The organism is Flavihumibacter sp. CACIAM 22H1, from assembly GCF_001601815.1.
Lineage (GTDB): Bacteria > Bacteroidota > Bacteroidia > Chitinophagales > Chitinophagaceae > Flavihumibacter.
Window position 1 is genome coordinate 51763 of the sequence record NZ_LUKG01000001.1, and the last position, 3591, is coordinate 55353.

The following is a 3591-nucleotide window of genomic DNA, read 5'->3' on the forward strand; positions in this document are numbered from 1 at the left end:
CGATGGTTGGATAATTGTCGATTTCTTCCTGGCTTTGGAAAAAGCCATCTGTTTTGTAGCCCCAGTGCGAATTAAAAGGCAAGCCTTCTTTTACAATATAGCGGGGGTCCAGGTCATAGGAACTGTTGATAAACGGGCCGCCCCCTTTCAGATCAATTACCTTGTTATTATTGATGGCAAGATTGGCCCCCAGGTTGTATTTTATGGCATGTTCATTATCCCTGTACCCTACTGTAAATTCGAAGCCTTTATTATCAATAACACCGGCATTCTGGTTCGAAGACGCAAAACCTGTTACCACCGGCAGGGGAAGTGCCAACAGGATACCACTGGTTCTTTTTTTGTAGTAATCGATCCCGAACGACAATTTATAACCAAGCAAACTACCCTCCACTCCTATATCCGTTTGCGTATTTGTTTCCCAGGTAATCGTGGGGTCAGCCAGCACAGTTTGTGAAAAAGTAGGAGCAGCTACCCCACCAAAAGTATAGGACCCCTGCGCCAGCGAAGCAAAATAGCTGTAAAGAGGAACGGTCTGGTTACCGGTTTGTCCCCATGATCCGCGGATTTTCAATTCACTGAACGGCGTGTTCAGGTTATCAAAAAAATCTTCTTCGGTAATTCTCCAGGCACCCGAAAAAGAGGGAAAGAAACTGTATTGATTAGCCCCGGTGAAGCGGGATGAGCCATCGTACCGGCCATTTACTTCCAGCAGGTATTTCTGGTCAAACGCATAATTTACACGGGCAAAATAGGAACGCAGACCAAATTTTGTTTCATTGCCTCCATTGTCTTTCGTCGGATCATTGGCTCCCTGGCCGATCGACTGAATTTCATTATTATAAAATCGTTCGCGATAAGCTGAAAGATTATACCCGCTATTATACAATTCGGAAAAGCCTGCCAGCGCTTTCAGTTCATGTCGTCCAAAACTGGTGGCATAATTTGCCAGGTAATTGGTAGTGATTTCACGATACCGGTTGCGCGTTTCCGTAAGTGAATTATTCGCTACCTGGTACCGGCGGCCGGTAAGAGAATCAAAATTATTAACCGTATTCCGGAATGATTTATTTTCTGTGAAGTCCATAACGGCCGATACCTGTGCACTAAGAGTAAGGCCCTTCAGCAACTGGTATTCGAGCTTGCCCGAAGTAAAAAAATAGTTGCTGGCAATATTCGTATTTCCAGATTTTTCCGCCAGCAACAGCGGATTAAATCCCTGCTGACTTAACCCATAAGTGCCATCGGGATATTTGGGAACTGCAAATAAGGTTCCGTGAAAAAACCGGTTGAACACATCCGTGGCAAACGGGCTTCTGGACATATTATACCGATAGTTGAAATCTGCACTTAGTTTCAACCGTTTGTGCAATTGCATATCATTGTTGATACGTACTTCCCGAACCGATGCACTGTAATTTGGCGCAATTCCTCCCTGGTCCATATACCGCATACTTACCCGGGTACGCGAAAACTCATTTCCACCGCTAAAAGAAATATTATGGCTGTGTTGGGGGGCTGGTTTCAATACGGTTTTAAACCAGGTATTCACATCCGGATAACGGTATCGATCGGTAGAGTTTACCCAGGTTTCAATGCTTTCATCGGTATAACGGGCCGGGATAGTAAGTCCCTGGTTGGTATATGCCAGTTGCTGGTACCGCATATAATCTTCCAGCTTCATATTCTCTGGCTGGTTCACGGATTTCTGGATAGCATAATACCCGTTATACGCGATCTGCACCTTACCTGATTTAGCTCTTTTGGTGGTAATCAGCACTACGCCATTGGCAGCCCGTGATCCATATATAGCGGTGGAAGAAGCGTCTTTCAATACAGAAATACTTTCCACGTCTTCCGGATTGATATTAAACATGGTTTGCTCCACTCCGTCTACAATTATCAGGGGCGAACTGTTGCCGGAACTATTACCCGAAAAAGTGGTGGTACCCCTAACCCGCATGGTTGCCGAGGAACGCCCCGGCTCACCTCCCCGGTCGAGCACGGTTAAACCGGGTGCCTGCCCCTGCAATGCCTGTTGCAAATTGGATACCGGCCGGCGAACAAGGTCTTCTCCTTTTACCTGGGTTACGGCGCTGGTCATGCTTACTTTTTTCTGCGTTCCATACCCCACTACTACTACTTCGTTCATGGACTGGTCAACTGCTTTTAACTGAATAGAGAGGTCATTACTGGTTCCTACTTTTATTTCAGCCGCTTGCATATCTACATAGGAAATAACCAATACCGCATCATTATCGGGTACCGAAATGGAAAACTCACCAGCATCATTGGTCGTAGTTACTACTGAACTGCCTTTTACCTGAACGGTTGCGCCCGACAGGGGTTCTCCTTTGGGTCCGCGTACAGTTCCGGAAATTGTTTTATTCTGATCTTCCTTACCTATGCTGGTAATTACAACTATGCGATTGGCCAATACTTTGTAACGCAGCTCAGACGCCGCAAGAATACTTGCCAGCACATCTGTAACCTGTACATTTTGGCCCTGGTAGGTAACTGTTGTATTACCCGGAATTTTGTCACTGCTGTAAACGAACCGGTAAGAGGAAAGGTGTTCAATTTCCTTCAATGCTTTTTTAAGCCTGGTTTCTGAAAACCGAACCGATATCCGTTCCTGAGAATAAGATTTTGCGGCTACCTGCAGGCAGGTAAGCAGCACCAGGGCAACCGTTAGTTTCATAAGCAGCAGTGTTTTTAGCACCTGCCTGGAAAAGGGAGGGCACGTGCAGTCCTTCGATTTTTTCATACTTTTGTTTTGGTTTGTTACAGGGCAGTTGCCAACACCACTTGAACACTGCCGCTGTAGGTTTAACTAATCGAAAAGGGAGGAGTCAACTCCCTTTTCATTTATGCCTCATTTTGATCTGATTTTTAAAACTTGTCCATCTGATTCATAATAGAACGCATTCGATAACTGCATAGCTTCCAGCGCCTGCTCTAAGGGAATATTTTCAAAACTTGCTGTAAAGCGGAATCGTTTGATAGCTTCATCTTCAAAAACAATACTTACCCGAAACCAGCGTTCAAATTTTTCTTTTAACTCGTCAAATCGTTCGTCGTTTATTTCAAGTGCATTTCTTGTCCAGACGGTTTCTATGATAGCATTTCCATCTCTGCTGATGGTAATGGGCAAAATTGCCAGTTCGGGTTTTGGCAGTTCCTTTCCTACAGTGGAGCCGGCTACAAGGCTGGGCTTGATGCTGCGGCGATAAACCAGTTTTTGATTGGGTTTCAGAAAAATAGAACTACTGGAATCAGCCGGCAAAATTTCTACTGACCCCCTTAACAAAGAGGTTTCGGTAACCGGAGCTCCCCGGTAAGCCCGCACGTTAAAAGAGGTGCCGTGTACTTTTACGGTAAATTGATCGGTTTCAACCAGGAAAGGCAATTGGTCGTTGTGTTCTACTTCAAAAAACGCTTCCCCGGAAAGATGAACCGTTCGGTTGCGTACACCAAATTGCGCCGCTACAGACAAGCTGGAATTGCCATTCAGGACCAGTTTTGAGCCATCGGGCAACAAAACCGTCCGTTTCTCTGTTCCCGTGGTTGTAAGCGAGCCATTGGCCGCTA

General features: G+C 45.6%; 2 protein-coding genes. Both read right to left on the reverse strand.

Features of this window, described 5'->3' with window-relative positions; genetic code table 11:
• Positions 1-2701 (reverse strand): SusC/RagA family TonB-linked outer membrane protein (locus A1D16_RS00220; protein WP_290706540.1); only part of this gene is annotated, 2701 nt, incomplete at its 3' end.
• Positions 2702-2875: 174 nt separating this feature from the next.
• Positions 2876-3591: FecR domain-containing protein (locus tag A1D16_RS00225; protein ID WP_290706542.1), on the reverse strand; the 716-nt coding region annotated here is incomplete at its 5' end.